Source organism: Streptomyces nogalater (assembly GCF_039532885.1).
GTDB lineage: Bacteria > Actinomycetota > Actinomycetes > Streptomycetales > Streptomycetaceae > Streptomyces > Streptomyces nogalater.
On record NZ_BAAASM010000056.1, the window covers coordinates 38,745 to 62,345 of the forward strand.

Annotated in this window: 28 protein-coding genes; 8 read left to right on the forward strand and 20 right to left on the reverse strand. The window is 70.2% G+C overall.

The features are described from left to right. Positions 1-42: 42 nt before the first annotated feature. From ABD350_RS30770 to ABD350_RS30825, 12 genes are all read right to left on the reverse strand, one after another. On the reverse strand, positions 43-1,188 hold the full coding sequence (locus ABD350_RS30770) for a hypothetical protein (RefSeq protein ID WP_344352202.1): 1,146 nt from the start codon (positions 1,186-1,188) through the stop codon (positions 43-45). Positions 1,189-1,291: 103 nt separating this feature from the next. Next, a complete protein-coding gene (locus ABD350_RS30775; RefSeq protein ID WP_344352203.1) occupies positions 1,292-1,522 on the reverse strand; it encodes a hypothetical protein in 231 nt (76 codons plus the stop codon). Positions 1,523-1,528: 6 nt separating this feature from the next. Continuing rightward, positions 1,529-1,978, reverse strand: a complete 450-nt coding sequence (locus ABD350_RS30780; RefSeq protein ID WP_344352204.1) for a hypothetical protein — start codon at positions 1,976-1,978, stop codon at positions 1,529-1,531. 222 nt (positions 1,979-2,200) lie between these two features. After that, positions 2,201-4,504 (reverse strand): hypothetical protein, encoded by a 2,304-nt coding sequence (locus ABD350_RS30785; protein ID WP_344352205.1) that lies wholly within the window; start codon positions 4,502-4,504, stop codon positions 2,201-2,203. A gap of 95 nt (positions 4,505-4,599) precedes the next feature. After that, complete coding sequence (locus ABD350_RS30790; RefSeq protein ID WP_344352206.1) at positions 4,600-5,100, reverse strand: hypothetical protein; 501 nt, start codon at positions 5,098-5,100, stop codon at positions 4,600-4,602. Between the two features lie 2 nt (positions 5,101-5,102). Next, complete coding sequence (locus ABD350_RS30795; RefSeq protein ID WP_344352207.1) at positions 5,103-5,795, reverse strand: hypothetical protein; 693 nt, start codon at positions 5,793-5,795, stop codon at positions 5,103-5,105. Continuing rightward, a complete protein-coding gene (locus ABD350_RS30800; protein ID WP_344352208.1) occupies positions 5,783-5,983 on the reverse strand; it encodes a hypothetical protein in 201 nt (66 codons plus the stop codon). Before ABD350_RS30800 ends, ABD350_RS30795 begins: the two co-directional genes overlap by 13 nt. Further along, complete coding sequence (locus ABD350_RS30805; protein WP_344352209.1) at positions 5,983-7,563, reverse strand: hypothetical protein; 1,581 nt, start codon at positions 7,561-7,563, stop codon at positions 5,983-5,985. Before ABD350_RS30805 ends, ABD350_RS30800 begins: the two co-directional genes overlap by 1 nt. Next, a complete protein-coding gene (locus ABD350_RS30810; RefSeq protein WP_344352210.1) occupies positions 7,560-7,739 on the reverse strand; it encodes a hypothetical protein in 180 nt (59 codons plus the stop codon). Before ABD350_RS30810 ends, ABD350_RS30805 begins: the two co-directional genes overlap by 4 nt. Further along, entirely contained in the window at positions 7,736-7,942 is a 207-nt protein-coding gene (locus ABD350_RS30815; protein ID WP_344352211.1) for a hypothetical protein, read from the reverse strand. Before ABD350_RS30815 ends, ABD350_RS30810 begins: the two co-directional genes overlap by 4 nt. Beyond that, on the reverse strand, positions 7,942-8,481 hold the full coding sequence (locus ABD350_RS30820; RefSeq protein ID WP_344352212.1) for a hypothetical protein: 540 nt from the start codon (positions 8,479-8,481) through the stop codon (positions 7,942-7,944). Before ABD350_RS30820 ends, ABD350_RS30815 begins: the two co-directional genes overlap by 1 nt. Next, on the reverse strand, positions 8,478-8,759 hold the full coding sequence (locus ABD350_RS30825) for a WhiB family transcriptional regulator (protein ID WP_344352213.1): 282 nt from the start codon (positions 8,757-8,759) through the stop codon (positions 8,478-8,480). The genes ABD350_RS30820 and ABD350_RS30825 overlap by 4 nt, the downstream gene beginning before the upstream one ends. A 338-nt stretch (positions 8,760-9,097) precedes the next feature. Here ABD350_RS30825 and ABD350_RS30830 point away from each other — a divergent pair, with 338 nt between their 5' ends. From ABD350_RS30830 to ABD350_RS30840, 3 genes are all read left to right on the forward strand, one after another. Continuing rightward, positions 9,098-9,916: a GntR family transcriptional regulator gene (locus ABD350_RS30830; RefSeq protein WP_344352214.1), complete on the forward strand. Its 819-nt coding sequence runs from the start codon at positions 9,098-9,100 to the stop codon at positions 9,914-9,916. Further along, the gene (locus tag ABD350_RS30835; RefSeq protein WP_344352215.1) at positions 9,913-10,305 is read left to right on the forward strand and encodes a hypothetical protein; all 393 of its coding nucleotides are present in this window, start codon (positions 9,913-9,915) and stop codon (positions 10,303-10,305) included. The genes ABD350_RS30830 and ABD350_RS30835 overlap by 4 nt, the downstream gene beginning before the upstream one ends. A 92-nt stretch (positions 10,306-10,397) precedes the next feature. Next, a complete protein-coding gene (locus ABD350_RS30840) occupies positions 10,398-11,039 on the forward strand; it encodes a hypothetical protein (protein ID WP_344352216.1) in 642 nt (213 codons plus the stop codon). Here ABD350_RS30840 and ABD350_RS30845 read toward each other — a convergent pair. Beyond that, the gene (locus ABD350_RS30845; protein ID WP_344352217.1) at positions 11,028-11,705 is read right to left on the reverse strand and encodes a YdcF family protein; all 678 of its coding nucleotides are present in this window, start codon (positions 11,703-11,705) and stop codon (positions 11,028-11,030) included. The genes ABD350_RS30840 and ABD350_RS30845 overlap by 12 nt on opposite strands. Before the next feature lie 214 nt (positions 11,706-11,919). Here ABD350_RS30845 and ABD350_RS30850 point away from each other — a divergent pair, with 214 nt between their 5' ends. Further along, positions 11,920-12,258 (forward strand): hypothetical protein, encoded by a 339-nt coding sequence (locus ABD350_RS30850; protein WP_344352218.1) that lies wholly within the window; start codon positions 11,920-11,922, stop codon positions 12,256-12,258. A 113-nt stretch (positions 12,259-12,371) separates the two neighbouring features. Here ABD350_RS30850 and ABD350_RS30855 read toward each other — a convergent pair whose 3' ends face one another. From ABD350_RS30855 to ABD350_RS30880, 6 genes are all read right to left on the reverse strand, one after another. Then, on the reverse strand, positions 12,372-13,262 hold the full coding sequence (locus ABD350_RS30855; RefSeq protein WP_344352219.1) for a DUF6602 domain-containing protein: 891 nt from the start codon (positions 13,260-13,262) through the stop codon (positions 12,372-12,374). Positions 13,263-13,430: 168 nt separating this feature from the next. Then, complete coding sequence (locus ABD350_RS30860; RefSeq protein ID WP_344352220.1) at positions 13,431-14,561, reverse strand: phosphoenolpyruvate carboxykinase (ATP); 1,131 nt, start codon at positions 14,559-14,561, stop codon at positions 13,431-13,433. Beyond that, positions 14,558-15,493 carry a lactate/malate family dehydrogenase gene (locus tag ABD350_RS30865; protein WP_344352221.1) on the reverse strand — a complete coding sequence of 312 codons (936 nt, stop codon included), beginning with the start codon at positions 15,491-15,493 and terminating at the stop codon, positions 14,558-14,560. Before ABD350_RS30865 ends, ABD350_RS30860 begins: the two co-directional genes overlap by 4 nt. Then, positions 15,490-16,704 (reverse strand): phosphotransferase, encoded by a 1,215-nt coding sequence (locus ABD350_RS30870; RefSeq protein WP_344352222.1) that lies wholly within the window; start codon positions 16,702-16,704, stop codon positions 15,490-15,492. Before ABD350_RS30870 ends, ABD350_RS30865 begins: the two co-directional genes overlap by 4 nt. A gap of 30 nt (positions 16,705-16,734) precedes the next feature. Further along, complete coding sequence (locus ABD350_RS30875) at positions 16,735-17,193, reverse strand: hypothetical protein (RefSeq protein ID WP_344352223.1); 459 nt, start codon at positions 17,191-17,193, stop codon at positions 16,735-16,737. After that, positions 17,190-17,639, reverse strand: a complete 450-nt coding sequence (locus ABD350_RS30880) for an ATP-binding protein (protein WP_344352224.1) — start codon at positions 17,637-17,639, stop codon at positions 17,190-17,192. The genes ABD350_RS30875 and ABD350_RS30880 overlap by 4 nt, the downstream gene beginning before the upstream one ends. A gap of 241 nt (positions 17,640-17,880) precedes the next feature. Here ABD350_RS30880 and ABD350_RS30885 point away from each other — a divergent pair, with 241 nt between their 5' ends. Continuing rightward, positions 17,881-19,473, forward strand: a complete 1,593-nt coding sequence (locus tag ABD350_RS30885) for a helix-turn-helix domain-containing protein (RefSeq protein ID WP_344352225.1) — start codon at positions 17,881-17,883, stop codon at positions 19,471-19,473. On the opposite strand, the gene ABD350_RS30890 is transcribed toward ABD350_RS30885, so the two are convergent. Beyond that, complete coding sequence (locus ABD350_RS30890; protein WP_344352226.1) at positions 19,434-19,988, reverse strand: GNAT family N-acetyltransferase; 555 nt, start codon at positions 19,986-19,988, stop codon at positions 19,434-19,436. The two genes, ABD350_RS30885 and ABD350_RS30890, sit on opposite strands and share 40 nt — an antisense overlap. A 250-nt stretch (positions 19,989-20,238) precedes the next feature. On the opposite strand from ABD350_RS30890, the gene ABD350_RS30895 reads away from it, so the two are divergent. From ABD350_RS30895 to ABD350_RS30905, 3 genes are read left to right on the forward strand one after another with little or no spacing between them, the layout of a single operon-like run. After that, positions 20,239-20,658 carry a hypothetical protein gene (locus tag ABD350_RS30895; protein WP_344352227.1) on the forward strand — a complete coding sequence of 140 codons (420 nt, stop codon included), beginning with the start codon at positions 20,239-20,241 and terminating at the stop codon, positions 20,656-20,658. 35 nt (positions 20,659-20,693) lie between these two features. After that, complete coding sequence (locus tag ABD350_RS30900) at positions 20,694-22,733, forward strand: hypothetical protein (RefSeq protein WP_344352228.1); 2,040 nt, start codon at positions 20,694-20,696, stop codon at positions 22,731-22,733. Next, the gene (locus tag ABD350_RS30905; protein WP_344352229.1) at positions 22,733-23,521 is read left to right on the forward strand and encodes a hypothetical protein; all 789 of its coding nucleotides are present in this window, start codon (positions 22,733-22,735) and stop codon (positions 23,519-23,521) included. Before ABD350_RS30900 ends, ABD350_RS30905 begins: the two co-directional genes overlap by 1 nt. Positions 23,522-23,601 lie beyond the last annotated feature (80 nt).

Here is a 23,601-nt window from a genome sequence, read left to right on the forward strand (position 1 = left end):
GAGAGCGGAGCCGGTTGGGCTACGCAGGCGGGCACGCGTTGGTCAGGTGCGGGGCTGGGCCTGGGCTTGGGCCTTGGCGGTGGCCCGTAGGCGAGGCATCTGGATGGTGAGGGGGCGGCCGTCGTCGGCGGTTAGGTGGTGCCGGTGGGCCCAGGTGGCCAGCAGCGGCGATGCGGCGTGGCGAGAGAACGGGGCGTGGCCGCTGAGGTTGGCGCTGCGGCCGGTCCACAGGTTCCAAAGCTGCGGTGTGCCGGAGAAGCGGCGGCTGCGCTCGGTGAGCCGGTGCAGCAGGAGGTAGAAGTCACTGGCGCTCTCCAGCGGGTCGTGGCCCTCGCCCCGGATCTCCCACCGGCACGGTGCAGTGCCCTCTTTGCGCTGGTTGATGCGGAAGACCACGTCGCCGTGGTTCACCATGTGCTGCGAGGGCAGATCGGCGGTCTCGGTGACCCGCAGTCGGCCGAGGGCCAGGGCCAAGACGAACAGCGGGGCCGCGTCGGCCAGGGTGAGGAAGAGCAGCCGGGCGGTGTCCTGCTTGCGCCGGCCTTCGACGTGGGGGATGTGGCCGGTGCGGTCCATGACGTCCAGCAGCCGGGCCGTGGCCTGGTCTTCTTCGCTGAGCGTGTCCGCGGCGGCGCGGAAGGCGGCCAGCAGCTCCTCGGAGGCGGTGAGGCGGGCGATGATCTCGGCCGCGTCGGTGCGTGCCGTCTGGAGCAGCGCGGTGTACTCGCGATGCGAGTACACCTGCACCGCGGTGCGGGGCGGCTGCGGTCCGGTGATCTTCCGGGGTGCCTTGATCAGGTCCCAGACGCTGGAGTGGAGCGAGCCGTAGGGGGCGTCCTGCAGCAGGCGGCACAACTGGGCGAGTTCACGCCCGATGCCTGCCGCCGAGCGGGTGGCCCCCTCGACGTCCCGGTAGGTGTACAGGTGGCCGGGACGTACATCGTCCAGGCTGGCCAGCGGCTGGTCCTGCATGCTGAGGAAGGCCAGGAAACGGCGGATAGTGCCGAAGTAGGTGTCCGCAGCAGCGAGCGTGAGGATGCTGCCGGTGTCCGGTGCGAGGCGGGCCGTGAGGGCGGCGGCCAGCGGCGCGTGCAGCGGCGGGCAGGGCAGCGGGGCGAAGTCGTAGGCACGTTCGCGGCCGGTCATCGGGGTGAAGCGGACGACGGGTCCGGTGGTGTTCTCGGACATGGTGGACCTTTCCGTTGGGCGGCAAATGCCGCGGTTGGGGCGGTTGGCTGGCCCGGCCAAGGTCGCCGGGCGGCCTGGGTGGTGGCTGTGGGCGGTCTGTGGGTCACGTGGCCGGTGCGGGGCCGACGGGGACGATGACCGACAGGTAGGCGCGGGTGCCGTGGCTGTCGCGCATGGGCCGGTAGGTGGCCGGGCCGCAGGCGGCGGCCTGCTTCAGGGCGGCGACCAGGGCGCGGACGGCGCGGTCGTCGCCCATGAGCCGGACGTCGACCGGCTGGGCGCTGCCGGGGGCCGAAGAGGCGGCGAGGGTGCGGGAGTTCACGGTGTTCTCCATCCGGGGTCAGTGGTCGGGGATGAGGTCCAGGACGGCCTGATGCTCGGTGGCGGTCAGGCCGAGGCGGTGGCCGCTGAGCGGCTCGGACTGGTAGAGGCGGTGCTGGCCGTCGGCCCAGTCGCGCAGGAGTTGCTGGGCGGTGGGGATGTCGGTGTCGAGTGCGTCGGCGATCTGCTGCCAGCTGGCGCCGCGGCGTCGGGCGTCGTGGACGAGCGAGCCGCGGTAGTGGCCCAGCTCGGTGCGGATCGCCTCGCCGAGGGCGAGGCAGGCCAGGGCGTCGGTGGGGCCGTGCCGGTCGGGGTCGTGGCGGCTGAGCAGGAGTGCCAGGGAGTGATCGGCCCGGTGGTTCTCCATCCACGCGATGGGCGTGGTGATCGGTACGTCGCCGGGGCGGGTGATGGGCTGGAGCGACGTCCACGTCGCGTACGCGGTGTCGGTGGAGGTGTGGTCGGTCACGGTTTCCTCGGAGCGGGGACGGGGCTTGGTCGAGCGGGGGTGGTGGGCCGGTGAGCCGGGCGGTCACGGCAGGCCCGGATATGGGTCCGGGGCCGCTGAAACCGGCCGGAGGCGGAGGTGGGGCGGATCGGCCTGCGGGGCCTGTCGTCGCAGGTCAGGTTCTGTACGGCGGCCTGCCGCCGGCCTGCCAGTGGTGTGCCAGGGCGGCAGGCCGCGGGCAGGTCACGAGAACGCCTGCAGAGCCGTTTTGACGTCGGCCAGGAGGTAGCCGGTGGGCTCGCCGGGCAGGTGCCGCAGCCGGGTGGAGGACAGCTCCACGCCGGCGTCGGTGAGGGCCTTGCGGAGGTGGCGGCCGATCATGGCGAGCCGGTCGACGCGTTCGTCCCACCGGCTCCATCGGTCCGCGTCGTCGGCGATCAGGTGCTCGGCGAGCTGGGCGACGGTCAGCGCGTCGGGGTCCTGCTCGGCGCGGAAGGCATCGCGCAGAGTGAGCAGGATGGCGGGCGGCGCGGGTGGTGGCGTGCTGTCGGCGCGGCAGCGGGTGAGCAGGTCCTGGTACGGCTGCCACAGCCCGGCCTCGGTGAGGGTGTGGGTCAGGTCGGGCAGCCCGGCGGCGGCGCGTTCGGCGCCGAGCTGGGCGGCATGGGCGTCGGTGACCTCGCGGACCTGGTAGCGGATGGGCCGGTTGGGCATGCCGGGCAGGCCCTGGGCGTAGATCTGGCCGGCGTCGTTGACCTGGGTGTGGGTGGCGGCCTGGAGGAGGTCGGCGCGGTAGCCCTCGGCGATGGCGCCGCCGCCGAGGAGTTCGGTGACGTCCACGCGGCGGCAGGCGCCCAGCAGGCGGGCGGAGAGCTTGGGGCCGATGGCCTGGCCGAGGTAGTCGCGGGTGCCGAACTGGCTGCCGGCCTCGAACCACACGGCCTCTTTGCGGCCGAGCAGCAGCCCGCGCACCAGTTTCGCCTTGGCCTCCTCGCTCAGCTGCGGCCACTCGTCGACGAACACCACGACGGCCGGGTGCTCTTCACTGACGCGCCACTTGTTGCCCCAGCCGTAGCGGACACGCTGGCGGGCGCGGGCCGAGCACAGGGCCAGCAGGAAGTCCAAGACGTCCTGGATCAGCTCGTCGTCCATGCACGCCGACAGCGTGATCGCCTCGCCCAGGGCGCCGACGCCGGTGCCGACCGGGTCGAGGTTGAACGCCACGGCGTCCCGGCAGGCGGTGACGGCCTCGGCGAGCGCGAGCATCACGCCGGACTTGCCGCCGCCGGAGTCGGCGACCATCAGCAGCATCAGCCCGGCCAGGGAGAAGACGAGCGGGGTGCCGTCCATGGCCACGCCGAAGTCGGCCGCGTCCACGATCGACATCGACAGCGGCGGCCGGTACGGCAGCGGTCCGACCACGTCCGGGGCGAACGGGTCACGCAGCAGCGCGCGGACGAACGCGCTGTCCCCGGCCTCCGGGTCACCTTCGATCAGCAGACCGTTGCGGCGCAGTCGCAGCCGGGTGATCAGGGCCTTGTAGATGTCGTCCTTGTTCAGCTCGTCCGGGCTGCCGGTGGAAAACCGCAGGTAGAACGACCAGCCCCACGGCTCCTCGACAGCCTTGGCGACCTCGGCCAGGTCCCGGCCCTCGGCGCGGACGGCCCCGGCGAGCACGGCGGCGGCCTGCTCCCCGGTGCGCGCGTCGGCAAGCGAGCCGGGAACCTGTTCATCGGCGGCGGTCGTCTCGGCGCCGTCGGCCGGGCGCTGTCCGGCGGGCGCGTCCCTGCCCTCGGCGGTGGAACGGGGTTCGGCGAGCTGGTAGTCGGCGGGTGCGTCGAGTTCGGGGATGAGCAGCTCGGCGGGGACCGGCCGGGCGGTGAGCGGGATCGGGTGGCGGCTCAGCCACCAGCCACCGCCGAGCAGGGCCAGGCCAGTGATCAGCACGGACACGGGCGCCGTGGCGGTGACGGTGACCAGGGCACCGAGGGAGGGCACCACGACGCAGGTGAACCGTACGGCGCCGCGTGTCCCGCGCCACCGGCTGATCTGCTCGGCGGTCGGCTGGTCCGGGGCGAACGGCATGGCGTTGAGGACGGCCAGGCCGTTGCGGCGGCGGTCGGCCTCGGTCCCGAGGGCACGCAGCCGGTTCTTCTCCGGGCCGCTCAGGCCGTCCTCGGCCGCCTTGTCCACCAGCTTGGACATCTGCTTGAGCGTGGTGTTCCGGGCGGTTACGGCGTCGTCGTGGCGCTCGGTGAAGTGGTCGAACTGCTTCTTGACGATGCGGCGGCGGATCTCGTCGTCGGTCATGTAGCGCAGCGCGGCCCAGTGCACGGTCACGGCCCAGGCGTTGCGCAGACCCGGCAGGGTGCGGGCGGCGGTGAAGCGGGCGGCGGTGGCCGCCGCGTGGGCGATGCGCCGGGCCGCACGGCGGGGGGCCGCCGCCGGTGCCGGTCCGGCGTGCGGCTGCGGCTCATCGTCGTCGACGAACTCGCCTTGATAGACGATGACTTCGGGCAGGAGGCCACTCTCGTCGTGGCTGGTCATGGCGGGGTACTCCAGAAAGGGCGCGGGGAGGGCAAGAACGGGGGAAAAGGGGCCACAGGTTCCCGCGGCGGGGGCGCTGTGAGAGACCTGACAGATCAGGCGCCGAAGACGTACAGGCCGATGTTGTTGCCGGTCAGCGTGGTAGCGCTGACGATCCACCCCATGAAGCCGAGGCTGGTGCCGTAACAGACGGCCACGAGCGTGCCGCCGACCATTTCCTTCCAGTCCTTGGGCTTGCCGCGGGCCGCGATGAGCTTGATGACGTACCAGGTGATCCCGGTCAGGCCGATGGCCGCGCCGCCGGCGGAGACCGGGGTGACCGCGGTGCGGGGCGGGTTGGCGGTCACCGTCGCTCCGGCGGTCTTGTCCACGGCCTGCTGCCCGGCGACGTTCATGCCGTGGCGCAGGGCACCGGCGATCTCGCCGAGGAAGCCGCCGGAGTTCACGGTGATCAGCAGCATGAAGAAGCCGACGAGGATCAGCGTCTTCTTGTTGCGCAGCAGCTTGTACTTGAACCCGGCGATGATCGCGACGGTGGCGACGGCACCGAAAACCAGGGCGCCGAAACCGGCGTTGGCGGGGGAGTTGTCGAACATGGTCAGGAGGCTCCAGTCAGGAAGTGGGTGGCAGCGCGCCAGGAGACGATCAGGACGCCGATTCCGGCGGCCCATAGCGCGGGGCGGGTGATGATCCAGCCGCGGGGCGAGCGCACGAGGCGCACAAGGCCCCGGCCGGTGAGGGCCAGCGCCTTCCAGGCCAGTTCGCAGACGAAGCCGGGGAAGCCCGGGACGAGCTGGCCGAGGAAGACGGCGCCGGTGCCGGCGAGGACGGCGCCGAGCGGGGTGAGGACGGGGGCGGTGATGCCGCCGCTGCTGATGCTGTCCGCGACCCAGCGGGCGGCGGGCGTGCCTCCGACGGGCAGGAAGCTGACCACCGCGATGGACAGCAGGTTGCGGACGGGCTGCAGCCGTCCCCAGTCCGGGTCGTTGCCGTTGCCGTCACGGCTGGGGGCCCGTTCGGCGACGGCCGCGGTGACGTCCGCCCAGCTCACCGTCTCGGCCATGGCCACCGCGGGGTCCTGACCGACGGCCTCGGCCAGGTCCGGGGTGATGACGGGCGGCGGCGGGGGCGGCTGGTCGCCGGTCACCGCGCACCGCACCGCGGTCCGCGAGCGCAGCGGGCAGCCGGAGGCCACCGGGCAGACGGAACAGCAGCCCACCGGGGCCGGCTCGGCCCTCTGCCTGTCGGCCCACCAGGGCTCGTCGGCGTTGTTCTTGTTCAGCGGGGCCATCGCACGGCCTCCCCGAGCAGGGCCAGCAGCCGCTCACGCACCTTGATCTCGTCCGCGTCCGGCTCGGCGCCGGCCAGCGGCTCGGGCTGCCAGCCCTCGGGCAGCGGCGGCACCGGGGGCAGCGGCCGGGAGCAGCGGCGGGGCAGGATCAGCCGGGCGCTGGGGCGGTGGGAGCGCCGGAAGAACATCAGGCATCCTCTTCCGTGGCGGGGCGGGAGGGAACGGTGGCGGGCTGCGCCGGGAGGTTCTTCTTCACCGCGCGGATCTGGTTGCGGACCCACTCCGCGTCCGCGCCGAACTCGCGGCCGAGCTCGGTAGGCGACGGCGTCTGGCCGTCGGCGAGCAAAGCGGTGATCCGTTCGCGCACCGCATCGCGCAGCTCCTCCCGCCCGGTACCGCGCGACGCACGGCCACCGGCGTTGCGCGAGGCCCGGCGTTCGGTACGGCGCTGGCGGCCACCGGCCGCCGCACCGGGCTTGCCGGACGGCGGGGCACCGCCGGTAGCGGAGGCGGGGTTACCGGTTGCAGGCCCGGCGGCGTTACCGCTGCCGTTACCGCTCGCAATACCGGTAGCCGGTGCGGAGTTACCGCTACCGGTAGGCGGGCCTTCACCGGTCTCGTTACCGGTGCCGGTGCCGGTGCCGGTACCGGACGGCAGAGCAGGCGGTGCCGCCGTGGGCGCGACCGGTGCCGCCGGTTCCTCCGGCGCCGGGGGCGCGGCCGGTGCGGCAGCGGTGGCGGGGTGGTCGCGCAGCGCGTGGACCCGCCACAGCACGAACGGTCCAATAGAGACGACGAGGGCGACCAGCCACCAGGTGGGCCGGACGTTGTCACCGGTGCCGGTGACGCCGAACAGCCCAGCCTCGGCGAGGTGGACCAGCACGTTCGCGATCACCATCAGGCTGATGGCGGTGAACGTGTCGCGGTGGCGCCGGAAGGCAGCGATCACGTACACGTCGATCGCGATCGGCAGCAGCGGTGCCACCAGGAGCGGGAAGCCGACCAGCACGGCCAGGGACCATTCGCCCGAGGCGGTCAGTCCGATCGCGGCGAACAGCGCGAAGGTCGGCAGCTTCTTCGTCAGCTTCTCGCTGCGCTCCTGGCGCGTCTCGGCCTCGATGTGGGCCTGCTCCAGCAGCTCGTCCGCCTCTTCCTTGTCCCGGCGGGCCTGGGCCAAGGCGGCGTCCGCCTTCCGGCCGGTGACCTCGGCCTGCTTCAGGGCGTCGTTCACCAGGGCCTCGGCCTGGCGCCGGGCGTCCTCAAGCAGCCGGGCGGCCTCCGCCTCCGTGGCCTGGCGGAAGGATTCGGCGTCCTGCTCACGGCGGCGGGCCCGGGCATCGGCCTGCCCCCGGAGTATCTCGGCTTCCTGCTCGATACGGCGGAGCTCCTCCTGGCTGGCCTCCCGCACCCGCGCGGCCGTCCTGCGGGCGTCGGCCAGCATCTCCTCGGCTGCCTGGCGGGCCTGGTCCAGGACCGTCCGGGCGGCGGCGATCTGCTTCTCGGCTGCCTGGTGGGACTGCTGGGTGTGCAGGTCGGCGACGAGTTTGCGCTGCTGGGCGCCGTCGGCGTCGGCCTCGGCCTGGGCGGCGGCAGTGGCCGCCTCCCGCCGCAGGGTTTGGGCTTCGCGGCGGACACCGGCCAGCAGGTCGGCCGCCTCAGCGTGGGCCGCCTCCAGGATGTCGGCGGCCCTGGGCTCCGCGGCCGGGGTGCCGATGATGTGGGCGCGGTGGGCACCCGGGATGTTCGGTACGCGATGGTGCTCGATCACCGGGGATCTTCTTCCTGCTGTGTCCAGGTGGTGGCGAGGCGGTCAGCGGCCTGGGCCGCGTCCGTCCTGCTCAGGGCCTGTTTCATGCGGGCGGTGGCCTGCTCGGCGTCGGTGGCAGCCCGCCGGGCCTGCTCGGCCCGGCCGATGGCCGCCTGCCAGGTGCGTACGCGGGTCATCGGCCCTCCTGCCGTTTGCGCTCCTTGTCGGCCCACTTCCACCCGTCGCGGTCTGCCTGGGTGGCGCTGTGGTGGTGACGCTCGCGGCGCCGCGCGGACCGCTGAGCTTCCACGCGCTGCCGCTTCTGGCTGGCCGACTCCTTGCCCGCGTAGGTGGGGGCGGCCATCTGCCGGTCGTTGCCGAAGAGTCCGAAGATCGCCATCACGCACCCCCGCTGGTCATCGCGGTGAGGTGGATGGTGGAGTTGCCGCAGATGCCGCGGGCCTCCATGTAGTCGCCGCTGGGCCGCAGCCCGGGGGCATGGATGGCCTGGGCGAGGGTGTCGATGAGCGGGGCGGGCAGCGGGCGTCCGACGTGGACGGCGACGTCGGCGTCCAGCGGGGCCGCGTCGCTGAACAAGTCGAGCAGGTGCGCGACCAGGCTGGCATCGTCCAGCACGGCACCGGTGGTCGGCGCTGGCGGGACGGCGGCCGGGATGGTGGCGGCCAGCAGCCGGGCCAGGCCCGCACGCAGCTGCAGGATCGCCATCACCAGCGCGTCGGCGTCCATCTCCTTCAGAGGCAGCGCGATGGCCTCCGCCAGCAGATCGCGGGCGCTTTCCGCGGCCTCGACCCGGCGCGTGGCCGGGGATGCGGCGGACAGGCCGCTCCACGCCATTCGCATGTACTCGGCCAGCTCCGGGAACACCGGCTCCGGCAACATGCGGGTGCGCTGCGGCAGTTCACGGTTGTGCGCGTTCATGCCGCACCCCCGCTCCGCGCCTGCTGGCGGGCCCGGTACATCTCCCGCCGCTCCTCCTGACGCACCCCGCCGAAGACCCCGTTGATACGCGTGATCTCCGACTGGGCCAGGTCCCGCTCCAGGCACACCGCACGAACCTGGGCCGGGCACACCACGCACACGGCCAGCGCCGCCCGCTCGCCCTTGTTCGGCTGCTGGTCCAGCTCGGACGGGCGGGCGAAGAAGATCTGCGTGTCCAGACCCGTGCACGCGGCCCGGGCCCGGCCCTCCGCGGCCACGGGCGACGCACCGAACGGCAGTCGCAGTAATGAACCGGGCGAACGCCGTGCCGCGGCGGCAGGCGTACTCGTAGGCTTGGGCATGCGGAAGTCACTCCTCGAATCGGATGGGCCTTCCGCGCGAGGACCCCTGAGATCGGTGGAAGGAGATCAGGGGTCCTTTTGCGCGTTTCGGACAAGGCAGTGCTACGGGGGCAGGGCAAAACAGCCCCAACACCCCGCCGACTTCACTAGCGAAGTTGGTGAGATCGACCGTAGGCGGAGATCGGCAACCCCGTCAAGATTTCACTAGTGAAGCCGTGATGACTTGCCTAGTGAAGGTGCTCTACGCTGAGCCCATGACGGCAAAGGACCCGAGGCCGCGCGGAGCGCAGCGGATCGCCGACGACCTCAGAGCAGAGATCGAATCCGGCGCCATCGAGCCGGGAGAAAAGCTCCCGACCACGCGCGAGCTGGTAGCGAAGTACGAGGTCACGGGTGAGACCGTGCGCCAGGCGATCCTCCGGCTGAAGAACGCCGGACTGGTCACCAGCAGGCAGGGCGGCGGCGTCTACGCCCGCGACCACCCTCCGCTCAAGCGGCTAGGGATCCAGCGCTACGACAAGGCGAAATGGCGCGACAACGACGAGGTGGCGTTCATCGCCGATCGCGTCGCCTCGGGCCGCGAGTACAACCGCACCGACCAGACCCAGACCGTCAGCCGGGTGCCGGCCACCCGCGAGATCGCCGCCGCCCTGGGCATCCCGGAGGGCTCGGAGGTCTATGCACGCGCCCGCCTGGTCAAGGAGAAGGGCCAGCCCACCCACACGCTGACCAGCTACTATCGGCCCAGCCACGTGGAGGGCACCCGGCTGGTCGACCCCACCCCCGGCCCGGCCGGAAAGGGCGGGGGCTTCCGCGTGTTCTACGAACTCGGCCTGGAACCCGACCACATGACCGAGGAACTGCGGGCCCGCATGCCCACCCCCGCCGAGACAGAGCAGCTGGAGCTGCCGCCCGGCGAACCGGTCGTGATCCTCAAACGCACCACCTACACCGCCGACGAGACTGTGATCGAGTACGCCCTCGGCGTCCATGCCGCCAGCCGCTTCAGCTGGAGCTACAGCTTTCAGATGCCCGACTCCGCCCGTGACCAGGCCGAAAGGCAGGAACCATGACCAGTGAAGGAAAGCCCCGTGCGCTCGACACCGCCGAGCTCACCACCCCGGCGGATGTGCCCGCCGCCGACGTGGTCGAGATGGCTCACCGCCGCCAGCGGCACCAGGACCGTCTCGCGGGCACCGTCCGAGGCTTGCCCTCGCAGGAGACCGCCACCGCCGACGGCTCCGACGCGATCGCCGCCCTAGTCCTGGGCACCGCGATCACCGTGCAGCTCGGAGACGAGCAGCCGCCCCTGATGCGCCAGGCCCTGCAGCACGGCCGCACCTGGAGCGATATCTCCACGGCTGCCGGCCTCACCGTCGAACAGGCCCGCGTCGCCTACACCGCCTGGGCGGCAGGCCTCGACGAGCCCGACCGCGCCGAGGCTCTCCAACTGGCCGGATAGCACTCGCTGCCTGCACGTACCGGTGCCCTGTGAAGGAATGTTTCCTTCATGGGGCACCGGCCATTTGCGGTCGTGCGGCATGATCAGCCCTCATGGATCCCGCCGTCATCGCCGCACTCGTCTCCGCACCGACAGCTGTTCTGGCCGCCGCAGCTGCCTACGCTGCGGGGAAGGCACAGGGACGCGCCAGCCTCGACGCCGTACGCCGCCAGGCCCAACGCGATGCATACGCCCAGTTCCTCGAAGCGGCGTATGACTTCAGTAGGTTGTCTTCCTGGCGGTCCTGCGTGGCCCGGGCCGAACGCGAGTTAACCGAATCAGGAACGTCGCCGGACACCGAGCGCATCCATCGCCGTGCCGCCGAACTCCGGATCGGCGTCAGCATCGGCACTCTGCACCTCACGAACATCGTGGTCACCCTCGAAGGGCCGGCGCATCTGGTGGCAGTGGCCGGCGAGGTCGTCCGCCGCGCTCACGCCGTCCACGATGACGCCGCCGTCATAGGCACGGGCAGCACCGAAGAGCTCACGCAGATGAACCTGGACGCCTTCGAGAGCAGGGAGGCGGATACCCGAGTCATACGGGCCATGGCCATCTTCAGCAGGGTGGCCCGCCGGCACCTCAACGGTGAGGCACCCCTGCGCGACCCATGGGCTGCCGAACGAAGCCTCACCGACGCTGACGGCGGGGTCAGTCCGCTCTTGCAGACCTTTCTGGGCAGGTCAGCGCGGTAGGAGACGGCTGTCGAAGCCGCTGTCGGCGAGCCGCTTGAAGGCCGCGGCCACCTCTTCCGGGACGTCCTGGGGGACGGTGAAGCCCTGCTTGGGGTACTCCGTGACCCGCTGCAGCGCACCCACGAGCATGTCGATGACTAGCTTCGCGTCCCCAATGCCCTTGGCGTACTCCGAGAGGCCTACCGGCTCCGAAGCGCACAGCACCTCGACCTCGGGCCACACTTTCTTGAACGTCGCGTACGAGCGGCGCTCCTCGTACGGCTTGCACACCACCAGCACCGACTCCGGCACGATGTCGGCCTCGGCCAGCACCTGGCGGGAGAAGATGGCGTTCTGCCCGGTGTTCGCCGCCTTCGGCTCCACCAGCACCGCCCCCTCCGGGACGCCGAGCTCCAGCGCGTGCTCGCGGTAGTGCACCGCCTCACCCCGTGGGAAACGTGCCTTCGTCGTCGGGCTGTTGCCCCCGGTGAACACCATCACCGGGAACAGGCCCTGCCGGTAGAGATCCACAGTGCGCGAGGCGACCCCCAGATCGTGGCTGCCCAGCCCGATCCCCGCCGAGCACGGGCGCAGCTCGTGATGCATCTGGTGGAAGTCCCAGATCAGCTCCGCATCCCGCCACTCCTGGGCGGAGATCACGTGCTGCTGTCCTTCGGCGTCTGCCACGGCCGCCACTCCCTGATCGATCCTGCTACCGGTGTACGGCGCATCCTGCCGCCGCATGGTGATCGGCGGCGGGCCCGAACCCCCTCGGTGAGTACATTAGTGAACGCTCATGCGGGGAGGGTGCGCCGGGCACGAGCCCGCCTCCTGCCCCGCCAACTTCGCGAATCCGGCTGTACGGGCAGGTCAGCGGCGGCAGAATGAGACTCTGCCCACCGTGATCGGGAGGAACCAGCCGGTGCCGTACGACCCCAGCCCTCTGTCACGGGACGCCGCGAAGACGCTGCGCGACATCGCCCAAGACCTCGATAGCGGCAAGGCTGAGTACGACAGCCCGCGCAGCGCGGCCCGCGTCCTACGCGACCTCCACGAGCTTGCCGAGCACCTGCCTCAGATCCTGCTGCAGACCTCCGCCGCGGTGGACCGGATGGCCCGTGACCGGGACGACGCCACCAGCGTGGCTCGTGTCATCGGCGAGGCCGCCACCACCGCCACGAACCTCACCGACCAGCTCCGCCGCGCGCACGAGGTTGCACAGGATGTGCGAGGGCGCTGAACCCCGGGTACCTTCACCGCCTCGTGCTGAAGCGCGTCGTTCCGCGAGGCGCAGAATTATTGATCAACTTTCGTAGGCGGGTCCGGCTCAGTGGTCTCGTCCGAATCTGCAGTTCAGCTCGGTCCGAAGCGTTGGCACTCCACGCACGGATGATTACAGGTGTCCGGCGGAGCCGTGACACCGCTCGGATAGATCGGCTCTCCCACGCTCAGGCCGTGAGCGATGGTGGCGTCACCCAGACGGAACTCCGTGCCAGGAACCCACCAGAGTCGGGACAGGTAGTTCAGGTGCGCGGACATCGCAACCAGCGGATGATGAGGTCGCTTGGCCTGGAAACACATGAGGACTTCGGTGCCCTTGCACGGCCAGGGCACGCAAGATCCAGTTTCGGGGTCACACCACTCAAAGTGCCCGAGATCGGCGATGGTGACGAATTTAGGCCACTGCTCCGGAGAGCGTCCCTGGCACCATGCCTCGATCCACCGGGATACGGTCCTCGTGCGCTTGGACGTGGAGCTATAGGCGAACACCCCGCCGGATACGGGAATGTATTCCAACTGCCCGGTGCTGATAGGGAACCGCACATGGTGGACATCCGCCTGCCTGCGGCGAGGCGCCGTCTGGACATCGGCGATCGACTCCATCGCGGTCTCCAGAACGGTCTTGTTCAGGACGCTTTTGACCTCAAGGACTGTGTGGACAGCTGACGGGTCGATGTACACCCGCCCGTCATCCTTCAGGATCCGGTGCGGCTCCACCCTGGGGTCGGCCAGCACCACATCCTGCTGGCGGAACCACTCCCTGGTACTGGAGTCTTCAACACCGGCACGCTTGTATACCTTGGCGTGGCGCTTCATGTACTTGCCCACCACAGTTCGGAAGGCGTGTTCCCGTTCATTGCCCTGGTCAGTGGGGTGCCGCAGCGCCGAGGTCTCCTTGAACGTATCGTTCAAGAGCACGGCGTCCCGTAGGAACCCGTCCAGGATGTCCAGTGTGCTCTGCACTGCCTCTCCCGAAGATGCTGCCTACATTCCGTCGGGAGGGTAACCACGCACACTGACAATGAGTTTCGCAGTTGGCTCGCTGGGGAGCGATTTCTCCGCGATGCCCGACGGAACGGTGGAGTACGTCCCGCCGGGCGGGGAGGTCAACGCCCGGCGGGTGCCTGCGGCCTACTCGCTGAGCAGCCTGTGCAGGAAGGCGGCATTTGCCGCCAGGTCGTGGCCGAGGACCACGGTGTGCTGGGGCAGCTTGTCGAGGTGGTAGGCGACGCTCTGCCGGGCGTCGCTGCTTCCGCTTCCGCCGGCCGGGGCGAGGCCGAGGATGTCGGAGTAGCGGTCCTCGGTCGCGCCGTGCATGAAGTCGGCGTCCCCGAGCGTGCGGCGGCAGCCTTCGACGGCCGGGGTGGCGTCTCGCCGGATCCGCGGGAAGAGTACGACCTGGGCGAGGCCGCCGGTGGCTAGCTTGAGGCCGAACCAGTGGGCGAACTGGTCGGGGTAGACCTGCACCTTGCGCTCGCGCTTGCCGCCGGGCTCCCACAGCGGTTCGCGCCGCCCGGCCAGAACAGCGTCGGTGACCTCCGGGTGCTGGGTGGGGTGGAGGGCCTCGCCAGCCTCAAGACGCTTGCGGGCGACGTCGTGCCAGCCCAGCGCGTCCAGCAGGCCGAGGCCGATCGCGGCGGCCGACGGCCAGGGCAGGACGCGCAACTGCCCGCCCTCGTCCGGCCGGACGAAGATCCGGTCGTTGGCCAGCAGCTGCCAGCCAAGGTTCGCCAGGGCGAGTGCGGTTGTGGTCTTCCCCGCGCCCTTTTCGCCGAAGGTCAGCACGGTGCGGCAGTTGTCGGTTACGGCGGAGGCGTGCAGCAGCGTCCAGCCGTCCCGCAGCAGCAGGCCGCGCATGGCATCCCGGGCGATCCGCGCGGCGGCCAGCGCCACGGGCTCACTCTCGGTGCCGATCACGGACAGGCGGCCGGTGGCTGGCTCGTGCCGGTAGGCGAGCTGCTGCGTGGGGCTGACCGCAGTGATCGTGCCCTCGGTGTCGCGGGCCACGAGCGTGGCAGCCTTGGCGTAGGTGGTCTTCTCATGCGGGCACGTCTCCACCAGGGCTTGCAGCGTGGCGTACTGGTCGGCGTCGATGTCGGCGAAGACCACCGGTTCGGCGCACACACTGGCGGGCAGCACCTCGAAGGCGTTCCACCACGAGCCGAAGTAGCGGCGAGCGTAGTCGGTGACCGCAGGGGTGTTGCTGATCATCGTGATGTTGACGTCCGCGGCATGCAGCCGCGTCGCGGTGACGGTGTTCATGAAGCCCTTTCGCTGTCAGGAGATTCCAGTTCGGGCAGGGACCGCACGGCCTGGTATGCGGTGCGGAGCTTGGTGTCGGCCGTGGTGAACTGCCGCTGTTCGGCCGCGTCGAGGGAGGGCAGGCACGCTACGGGCTGGCCCCGGGTGAAACGCAACGGAATTCCAAGCCAGCCGCCCTCATACGGGGCGGAGAGCTCCTCGATTCCGTCGTCCACCGCCAGCGTCTTGTGTAGGGCGGAGAGCACGGCGCCGGCGGGCCCGGAGCGGGTGCGGCCGATGCCCGCACTGATGAGCCCGGCCCGCGTGGTGAGCTCGTCACGGAGCTGCTGCAGCGGCAGCGGGACCCGCTGGTCGTTGACCGTGGTGGCCGACGCGCACACCACGGCGGCGTCCCCGTGCTCACCGATCACGTGCCCGGCCACCGCGGTGGCTGGGACGTGCAGGTGGCGGGCGAGGGCGGCCCGGTAGCGGGCGCTGTCCAGGTTGGAGCCGATGCCGAACACCCGCTCGCAGCCGGAGAGTTCGGCGAACAGCCTGCTCATCACGTCGACCGGGTTGGTCACCACCAGCACTGTCCCGGTGTAGCCGTGCAGCGCGGCAGCCAGCTGGCCGATCGCGGGCGCGTTGGCGACCGCGCCGCCCATGCGGACGTCGGTGTTCCGGGTGTTGGTGAAGGAGGCGCGCACGACGATGACCACTGCCTGGCAGTCGGCCAGGTCGACCACTCGGCCGGCGCGGGGGTGCACGGGTGAGGCAGTGGTCTGCCGCATGTCGTCGATGTCCGCGGCCAGGGCGGCGGCCTGCTCCGCCGTGCGGCTGGCGATCAGCAGGCGGCGGCAGAAGCCGGCCATGCACAGCGTGGTGGCCACGGCTTGACCGACCGCCCCCGCCCCGACGATGCCGACCGCGCCCACGGCGGGTGTCCGGCTCATCCGGCCACAGCCTTGGCCTCGCCGAGTGCGGTGTCCCACACGCGGTGCGTGTCCATCCCACCGCCCAGGGCGGTGCTGATGCGGTCGGCCATGGTGCACACCGCCACGGCCCGCTCCACCAGGTGACGTCCGCGCGGCGGCAGGGGAAGCGTGGCCGGGGCCGACAGGAAGGTGGTGAGGATGTTGACGGTGTCCATCAGCCACACGATCAGCAGCTCGCGCAGCCACGAGCGGGCTGCCTTGGGCGCCATTGGCCGCATCCGCTGCTCGGCGAACACCCCCAGCCCGTCCGCGATCTGCTCGGCCACCGCGGCACCGGGGCGGGCAGTGGCGAGCAGGAGCACGGTGCGGCTGGTCAGCTTGGCGGCGTCCACCGAGGACCTTGCCCTCAACAGGCCGGGATCGATGAGCACGGGGCGTCCGCCGGGTCCGTCGGGGAACACCAGGTGCTCGGGCTTGAGGTCGCCATACGTCAGCACGGCCTGTCCCGGCGCGAGCACGGTTGGCCGCATCCGGTGCAGCCGGGCGACCACCGCCCGCAGCAGCCCGGCCACCTCGGCCCGCTCGGCCTCCGTGCACCGCTCAGCGCCCAGACGGGTGAGGTAGGTCTGGCCGCTGATGCCGTTGAACTTCCGCTGGAACGTCGCCGCCACACTCCGCTCGGAGATCGCCTCGGCCGGTGCCAGCCGCTGGGCGGTCCGCGAGCGGTGCAGCCGGTGCAGGTCGGCGAAGACAGACTCGAACACCGCGGCCGTGCTCGCCGGGTCCCGTAACAGCAGGGCGGCCAGCGTCGGCCCGGGCACGGGCGCGGTGAACAGCACCCCGCGCGCAAGGCCGGCGACCTCGCACACCCGGGGCTTGCCCAGGTCGGCCAGCAGCCGCAGCTGCGCGGCCTCCCGCGCCAGCAGCGCATCCGGCCGCTGGACATACACGGCCTGGGCGCGCTGCACCTCGGCCCAGTCACCGGCAACGCCGCGCAGGATCGACACCAGCGACATCCCGAGGAAGGAGTGCTTGGCGTACAGCGCCCGGCCGCCCACCCGGATGCGGTGCACGTAGCCGGTGACGCTCGGGATGTGGGAGGACAGCTCCACGCGGGCGCCGGGCCACAGTTCGGCGGCGGCCGAGCGGATCTCGTCCTGGGCGAAGGCGAAGACCTCGGCCACGTCCGGCACCGGCCCTGGGGAGGTATGTGCTGCGGCTGTGCTCACGAATGACTCCTTCGCACTCGGCAGGCCGCGTCAGCGGCGTGCGGGCAGATGGGGGTTCTGCGAAGCCGTCAGGGCTGCCCGCAGCGCGGCGGGCTGGGCCCGCTCCGACGCGCACGGCGGCAGTGCACGGCCGGTGCGGTGGGCCAGCGGCAGGAAGCCGACGGGCCGCGCACTCCAGACCAGCCGCAGCTGCTCGTGCCGCAGCGCGATGGCGAACGGCTCGCCGCGCTCCAGCGCGGCGGCGGTGGGATTCGAACCGAACAGCAGCCACTCGTGGGCCGGCTCGGCCTCGGCCGCGTCGACCACGGAGACCAACATGCGCACGGCGATGCGGATCCAGCGCACCGCATCGCGGGCGGCATAGGCGTCGAAGGAACCGACCAGCACCGTGCTGTCCGACTCCGCCGAAGTCAGCAGGCACTCGCACCAGAACCCCGGCCGCGCGCCGGCGGCGGCCAGCGGCCCGCTGCCGTGGGGAGACGCCGTCATGCCGCACACCCCGCGGGTGCGGGAAGCGACGCCCACACCGTCTTGCCGTCGCCCTTGCGATATCTCCAGCCCCACTCGGCGGCCAGGGCCTGCACCAGGAACAGGCCGCGGCCTTCCTCGACCTCCGCGCCGACCCGGCGCGGTACCGGCCGCTGCATGGAGCTGTCATCGACCTCCAGCAGCGCCTGGCCCCCCACCAGCTGCAACCGCACGGTGGCGTCACTGCCGGCGTGCTTGAGCGCGTTGGAGGCCAGCTCGGACGCCACCACCGCCATGTCGTCGGCGATGGCGCCTGCGCCCCAGGACGTCAGCGTCGCCCGCACCGAGTGCCGTACCTCGGCGACCAGCGCCCCGTCCGCAGCGATGCTTATCTCCAGGGCCCGGACCGTGGCGGCGGAGGAACCGGCCTGTGTCAGGCCTGGATCGGTATGGGTAGTCAGACGCATGACGCTGCATCACCCCGAGGTACGTCGGCGGGAACGGGCGACACCGCGAACCAAGTTCGCTAGTGAAGCGGAGCCCCAACTGTTGCGCCGTCGCAGCACGCAGGGCCATCCCGTCCAGCCGCCAACATGAGGCCGCGATCTCCCGGTTCAACCGGGAAGGAACACACGCGTGTTGACGCGCCCCGCGCCGCGCTACCGTGCTGAACAAGGTGCGATCCACACACGGCCGAGAGGGGGCTGGGTGGCAGCAAGACCCCGTAGCCGCAGGCAGGAACAGGTGCAGTTCGCCACCGAGCTGCGGGCGGCCGGCAAGACCTGGCCCGAGGCGGCTGCCGCCGTCCGGCACCGCTACCGGGTCAACGCCCGCGTGGCGCCCCGGCTGGCCCGCGGCCTGAGCCAGCGCCAGGTCGCCGAGCTGTGGAACCAGCGGTGGCCGGACGACCCCAAGGCCTTCAAGAACATCTCCACCTGGGAACTCTGGCCCGCCAGCACCGGGCATGCCCCCTCGCTCGACACCCTGGACCGGCTCGCCCAGCTCTACGAGTGCTCCGTGGCCGACCTGCTCGCTGACCTCCCCAACCACGGCCACCCGCCGCCACACCCGTCACCGGCCCCAGCTGGCACCGCCCCCGCAGTCGGCGCCGATCTCCTGGACGGCCTGGCCGCCGAACCGCTCTTACTCACCCCGCAGCTGGCCGGCACCCTGGTCCACCGGCTGCACGACGTACGCTTCGAGGAACTGGCACAGGCACTGATCATGTGGGTACAGCAGGCCAACCCCGGGCTCAACCGCCGCGAACTGCTCCTGAAGATCAGCACCGCGCTCACCGTGGCCGCCGCCGCGCCCCTGCTGGACATCGCCGACGCCGACGAACGCGACCGCGTCGCCGCCGTCGTCGACGACCCCAGCCGCCTGGACCTCGCCACCATCTCCCACGCCGAACGCGTCCTGCAGCACTACCGCCGCCAAGGCGACGTCCTCGGCCCGCAGATCGCCCTGCAGACCGCCCTCGCCCAACGCCAGGTCATCGCCGACCTCGTCGCCAGCGCCCCCGAAGAACTCCGCCCCCGGGTGCTGACCGTGTACGCCGAGCTCAGCCAGATGGTCGGCTGGCAGCTGTACAACCTCGGCGATTACCGGGCCGCCCAGTACTACTACGACGACGCCCGCACCGCCGCCCACGACGCCGAGAACACCGAGCTCGTCACCTACGTCCTGTGCACCATGAGCCAGCTGGCCACCTGGCAGAACAAACCCCGCGTCGGCATCGACCATGCCATCGCGGCCCAGGCCTGGGCCGCCCAGACCGACAGCCCGGCCGCCCTCGGCTACGCCGCCGACGTCGCCGCCCGCGCCTTCGCCGCCGCCCAGCAGCACGACAAGGCCCACCGCGCCCTCGAACAGGAACACGCCGCCGTGCGCGACATGGCCGCCGGCACCCCACGCGCCTCCTGGTGGTACTTCTACGACGAGTCCTTCTACTGGGGCACCAGCGCCGAATGCGCCCTCGTTCTCGACACCCCCGAGAAGGCCCTGGCAGCCGCCCGCACCTCACTGCCCATGATCGACCCCACCAACGTGCACAACTACGCCCACACCCTCGCCCTGCAGAGCCAGGCCCACCTCCAGCAGGGCGACATCGCCGAGGCCAGCACCATCGTCGGCGACATCGCCCGCATCTCCGGCGTCAACCGCTCCCCGCGCATCACCCAGCGCATCGCCGACCTCCGCACCGCCCTCACCCCCTGGCAGCGCAGCCGGGCCGTCCGCACACTCGACGACCTTCTGGCCCACTACCGGCTGACCGGCAGCTCCAGCACGAACAAGTCGTAGGCCGAGTAGTAGTCGCCTTCGTCCCCGGGAATCCGGCCCACCCGTCGCCACCCCCAAGACTCGTACACCGGCTGCGCCGCAGCGTCCGGGCCTGTCGCCAACGTCGCCCGCTCCTCGCCCCGCGCACCGAGCACCGCGTCATGCAGCGCCCGGCCTGTCCCCTTGCCCTGCCATGCCTGCCGCACCTCGATCTCCGACAGCACCCATGTCCGCGACCCAGTCTCCTCCAGGAACTCCGTCGTGGGCTCCGGCTGCACCCCGCCCCACCAGTGCGTATCCCCGGCCGGGAGCGTGTAGCCGAAGACGAACCCCACTAGCCGGCCCTCGGACCGCGCCGTGACCAGAGCAAACCCGGGACGTGCGAACTGCTTCTCTGCCCGGCGACGGAACGCAGCCGTCTTCTCCTCACGAGGCTCCACCCCGTAGGCATCGGCGTACGCATCGCACAACTCCTCCAGCAGCGACTCTGCTTCCTGACCGTCGTGGTGCTTCAGGGATATGTCGTCGATCGTCATGGCGGTCAGGCTATGGCGCTCCCACGGCAACGGCACAGGGCAGACCTGCGCCAGCTGGCAGGAGTGATGCGCGGCCTGTCGCCCCGGTGCACAGCGAGGAATGAGTGCAGTCAACGGAATCCGGCCACAGCGCGCATGATCGGTGCCTTACGCAATCACTGTGGACATATCATCCCCGTACAAGTCACAGACCACAGCTGGCTCGAACGTCAGGGCACGGCTGTGTCAAAGCACACATGGGGGAGCTGTCGTGTCGACACCGACCGATCTTCTGGTCACAGCCAGTGCGGCCATGGCGGGAGCTATGGGCACCGATGCCTGGGGGTATACCCGGCAGAGCTTCGTCGACTTTTTCCGCCGCCGCCGCGGCGAGGGAGCGGAAGGCGAGGCCGAGGTACTGGCGCGACTGAACTCGCTGGAACAGGCGGTCGCGGCGCTTGAGCCTGACCAACGGCCGTTGATGGCGCAGGGCGTGCAGGCGCCAGTGCGCGAGATTCTTGCCTCCTGCTTCGGCGACGACCAGCCGGAAGCGCTCCAGGAGTTCATTGATGCTCTGAAGGCCCAGGGTGTGGAAGCCCCGGTGATCGCCCAGCAGACGGTGACCGGGAACTTCGCCCTCGGCAGCATCAACGTCGCGGGACGTGACAACAACCTCGGAGGCGCGCGCTGATGACGTCGCCGACTCCGCCCCCGAACGACCCCACGGTGAAGCAGGACGTCAAGGAGAACGTCGTCCTCGGCGACCAGAACATCGCCGGCCGGGACAACAACATCACGAACTACCTGACCGGGCTGCGGCACCTCCGGCCTCATCCGGTCGACCCGGAAAAGCTGATGCCGGCGAACCGCTTCGTCAGCCCGGGTGACAATTTCGAGAGAGCCGCGCAGGCTGTCCGACTGTCCTTCGGGAGTACTGCGAACGTCCGCGTCGTGGTCCTGCTCGCCCCTGAGGAACACGGCCGCAAGTCGGCTGGGCTCCGGCTGCTGGCGGCCACGAACGTTGCGACGCATCGAATATCTGAGCTACTGCCCGACTGGGACGAACCGGACGTTGCCTGCCTGCCGGAAGAACGCGGCGTCGGCTATCTCCTCAACCTGCGCGGCGTCACTCAGGCTCTCCCTGACGCCTTTTACAGCGACCTCGTGACCTACGCGTCCGGGCTGCGCAATGCAGGCAGTTACATGGTCATCACGGCCACGAAGACCGTCTGGTCCCAGGCACGGGCAGGCGGGCCCCATCCCGAGATCCTCGTGGTGGAGATCGAGCGTCCCAAGCCCGATGACGTCGTCAAGAAGTACCTGGAGAGCAAAGAGGGGACGCGGGACCGCTCCGGGTGGATCGACAACAAGGAAGGCGTGTTTTACGGCCTTTTGCCGGAAGACTGCGCCCCTGGTGAAGCGGCTCGGCTTGCTTCGATCATTGCGAAGGCCAAGCATATCGAGGACGAGGACGCCCTCGATGAGTACAAGGGCTGGAAAAGTCACCTGAGTGACTGGTTCAGCGGCGGCAGGGAAGGCGTAGAGACGCGAGCCGTCCGAATCGCTGGCGCGTACCTCAACAAGGCGCCCGCTGCGGTTGTTCTGAACAGCGCTGACCTCCTGCTTGCCGCGCCGAAGATCAACCTACCCATGCCCGAGGGCGGGCTCCTCGCGATGCCGGACGCGCCGAGCCGACTCGAACCGGCAGGCATGTCTTTCGACGCGGACACAGGCGTCGCATCTCTCGCCCACGAGTCTCAAGGGCCTGCAATCCTGCGATACCTCTGGACACGGCACACGCAGTTGAGTCAAGAAGTGCTGACCCAGTGGCTCCAGGACATCAGCCAGGGCCCGGCCAAGGACCACCTCGATGCCCTTGCTTCTGCGTTGACGCAACTCGCGGAGACCGTGGGCATCGCTCCCATCTTCGACCTCGCAGAAGGGTGGCTCCGCAACGGCGGCAAGCAGCACTTGGAACTTGTCGGAGATCTCATTTCCGATCTCGCCGTACACGCCACCCTGGGAAGTCAGGCGAGGGCCGAGTTGGCCAGGTGGGCCGCAGGAAAGTCGGAGCCGACACGGCAGCGCGCCGTCGCCCGAGCCTGCTCAGGTTCGTTCGGGAAGGAATACCCCAGCCAAGCCCTGACCCGGGCACGCTACGTCCTCAGCTCCCCCGGCTCTGAGGAAGCCCTGAAGGACGCCACCAAGGCCGTGCGTGTGCTGGCCTCCGACGGTGACCTTGCGCCTCTCGTGACCGACACCGTCGTCAAATGGATCATGAATTCTGGAAAGCCGACCGGAACGCAGCTGAACGTCTTCTACGACGTCTTCAGTGTGCCCTCAAGTCCCGATCAGCTGGAGAAGTCGCCTCTCGCAGTGGCACTGACGCAGCCAGGCGAGCCGGGCGACGCGATACGTCGGCGCCTGCTCGAAGGGTGGCGGCACATCATTGAGCAAAGCGCGGATGTCGTCCATGCCCAACGCACCTTGCTGAACTGGCGTCAGGGTGCGGAAATGGGGCTACTGCCGCAGGGCCCGGTGGTCGACATCATCATCGCGCTCGGTCGTGCCACGGGGATCGTCAACCCTCCGATCAGAGATGTCGTCAAGGAGGAAGGGCCGTTGAGGGACGCTCTGATCGTCGCCCTCTTCACGGAGGTCCAACGGACTTACGAGACATCGTATGACCCTCCTGCTGCGCAGCCCGGAACCACACCCATAGCGCAGAATCCCCAAGACGTGACTGAGGCGGATCCCACAACGTAATGATTCGGATCCTCGACTGGCTGAAGGAGCGGCGAATCTCTGATCGTCGCTCCTTCTCCGCATCCCTGGAAAGCAAAGATCATGGGCTGCACTATCACGCCATAATTCGCTACCGGTGGTGGCTGAATCTTGATTCTCCTGCTCCTCGCCCCCTTGCTCCGGATGCACTGGCTCGGCACCTCCTCAGGGAAGAGTTGACGAGTGTGGCCAGCACGTATCGCCTGCTGGATCGTGCCGCCGCAGCGGACGCCATGAACTCCGCGCTCAGTCAGGAGCTTGGGGATCATGGGCAGCGAATCCGGGTGGAAGGGCGCGTGCGAATTCGTGTCCCCAAGCCGATGAGAGAGGCGGCGATGCGGCGGGCTGAAGAAGAAGAGGCCCTACGGTCAGCACATGCGCGAGAGACAGTCGAACTTGAGCTACTGCTCGACCGTCTCACGGACCCGGTACTCGGTCCCGTCTGGTGGGTCAGCCGCTATGCCGACCTCCAGTTCGCGACCGGTGACCCCAAACAGAAGGTCGACTCCGTCCTCGGCGCCTTCAGGCAACTTCAGGAAACGCTACATGCAGCGAGGATCGATCAGACTTCGGACGAGAAGCTCCTAGTCCGCCGAAAGATTGAGGAAGTGTTCAGCGTCATCGAAGACAAGGAGACCCTGTCGCTCGCACTCCAGGTTATGAACCGCACCTTGGATCATCTGGGAATAAGCAGAGCAGCGGGCGGGAAGCCAGGCCTCAATGGCAGCGGGCGGGACATGGTGCCCGGGCCCTCAACCGAATCAGACTGAGGGCCCATACGGCGCCTCAGAGGCACCCATGGGGGCCCGAGTGGCCCACTGCCGGGATCTGAGGCCTGCCAGGGCAGGGT

Bases quoted from the DNA above. Each gene is read 5' to 3' on its own strand.
- ABD350_RS30770 (WP_344352202.1), bottom strand. From the start codon at position 1,188: ATGTCCGAGAACACCACCGGACCCGTCGTCCGCTTCACCCCGATGACC.
- ABD350_RS30775 (WP_344352203.1), bottom strand. From the start codon at position 1,522: ATGGAGAACACCGTGAACTCCCGCACCCTCGCCGCCTCTTCGGCCCCC.
- ABD350_RS30785 (WP_344352205.1), bottom strand. From the start codon at position 4,504: ATGACCAGCCACGACGAGAGTGGCCTCCTGCCCGAAGTCATCGTCTAT.
- ABD350_RS30790 (WP_344352206.1), bottom strand. From the start codon at position 5,100: ATGTTCGACAACTCCCCCGCCAACGCCGGTTTCGGCGCCCTGGTTTTC.
- ABD350_RS30795 (WP_344352207.1), bottom strand. From the start codon at position 5,795: ATGGCCCCGCTGAACAAGAACAACGCCGACGAGCCCTGGTGGGCCGAC.
- ABD350_RS30800 (WP_344352208.1), bottom strand. From the start codon at position 5,983: ATGTTCTTCCGGCGCTCCCACCGCCCCAGCGCCCGGCTGATCCTGCCC.
- ABD350_RS30810 (WP_344352210.1), bottom strand. From the start codon at position 7,739: ATGACCCGCGTACGCACCTGGCAGGCGGCCATCGGCCGGGCCGAGCAG.
- ABD350_RS30815 (WP_344352211.1), bottom strand. From the start codon at position 7,942: ATGGCGATCTTCGGACTCTTCGGCAACGACCGGCAGATGGCCGCCCCC.
- ABD350_RS30820 (WP_344352212.1), bottom strand. From the start codon at position 8,481: ATGAACGCGCACAACCGTGAACTGCCGCAGCGCACCCGCATGTTGCCG.
- ABD350_RS30830 (WP_344352214.1), top strand. From the start codon at position 9,098: ATGACGGCAAAGGACCCGAGGCCGCGCGGAGCGCAGCGGATCGCCGAC.
- ABD350_RS30835 (WP_344352215.1), top strand. From the start codon at position 9,913: ATGACCAGTGAAGGAAAGCCCCGTGCGCTCGACACCGCCGAGCTCACC.
- ABD350_RS30840 (WP_344352216.1), top strand. From the start codon at position 10,398: ATGGATCCCGCCGTCATCGCCGCACTCGTCTCCGCACCGACAGCTGTT.
- ABD350_RS30860 (WP_344352220.1), bottom strand. From the start codon at position 14,561: ATGAACACCGTCACCGCGACGCGGCTGCATGCCGCGGACGTCAACATC.
- ABD350_RS30865 (WP_344352221.1), bottom strand. From the start codon at position 15,493: ATGAGCCGGACACCCGCCGTGGGCGCGGTCGGCATCGTCGGGGCGGGG.
- ABD350_RS30875 (WP_344352223.1), bottom strand. From the start codon at position 17,193: ATGACGGCGTCTCCCCACGGCAGCGGGCCGCTGGCCGCCGCCGGCGCG.
- ABD350_RS30880 (WP_344352224.1), bottom strand. From the start codon at position 17,639: ATGCGTCTGACTACCCATACCGATCCAGGCCTGACACAGGCCGGTTCC.
- ABD350_RS30890 (WP_344352226.1), bottom strand. From the start codon at position 19,988: ATGACGATCGACGACATATCCCTGAAGCACCACGACGGTCAGGAAGCA.
- ABD350_RS30905 (WP_344352229.1), top strand. From the start codon at position 22,733: ATGATTCGGATCCTCGACTGGCTGAAGGAGCGGCGAATCTCTGATCGT.